This is a genomic window from Glutamicibacter sp. AOP38-B1-38 (assembly GCF_052377485.1).
In the GTDB taxonomy this organism is placed as follows: Bacteria; Actinomycetota; Actinomycetes; order Actinomycetales; family Micrococcaceae; genus Glutamicibacter.
The window spans coordinates 1-860 of sequence record NZ_JBQSWU010000091.1; the positions used below are offsets into that span (position 1 = coordinate 1).

Consider the following 860-nt stretch of genomic DNA (forward strand, 5'->3'; position numbering starts at 1 on the left):
CTGGACGCCTCGATCGTCATCTCCCATTCCGAGAAGGAAGAAGCGATGCCGACGTGGAAGAAAACCTTCGGCCACCACCCGCTGGCAGGCATGCTCGACCACGGTGCCGAAGGCACCGGCGAAGGGCTGTCCATGCAGCTGAGGGCGGGAAATGCCGGATCAAACACGGCAGCGGACCACATCGCCGTCACCCAGGCAGCGCTGGAACAGCTGCCGGCCGCATACCGCTCCGGTCGGCAGACCATGGTCCGCACCGACTCGGCCGGCGGCACCCACAAGTTCCTGGACTGGCTCACCGCCCCGGAACGGGACCTGTCCTACTCGGTCGGGTTCACCATCACCGAGGCTATCGCCGAGGTGCTGCCGCTGATCCCCGAGGAAGGATGGACGCAGGCCTACAACAACGACGGCTACGAACGCGACGGAGCGTGGCTGGCGGACATCACCGGGATGCTTGACCTGTCCACCTGGCCTAAGGGCCTGAGGGTGGTCGTGCGGAAGGAAAAACCCCATGTTGGTGCCCAATTGCGGATCACCGACATCGACGGCATGCGTTACACGGCCTTCGCCACCAACCAGACCCGCGGCCAGCACGCGGCCCTGGAACTGCGCCACCGGCTGCGGGCACGCTGCGAAGACCGGATCCGCAATGCGAAGGACACCGGACTGGAAAACCTGCCCCTGCAGGCGTTCACCGGCAACACCCTGTGGTGCCACCTGGTGCTGATGGCCCTGGACCTGCTGGCCTGGATGCAAATGCTCGGACTCACCGGCACCCAGGCCCGGGTCTGGGAACCGAAGAAGCTGCGGGCCCAGCTCTTCGAGGTCGCCGGCAAGATCAGCACCCATGCTCGCAAACG

1 protein-coding gene is annotated in these 860 nt (G+C 65.7%); it reads left to right on the forward strand.

What is annotated here, in order from left to right:
* A partial coding sequence (locus ACT3TP_RS18730) for an IS1380 family transposase (RefSeq protein WP_444621291.1) occupies window positions 1-860 on the forward strand: 860 nt, incomplete at both ends.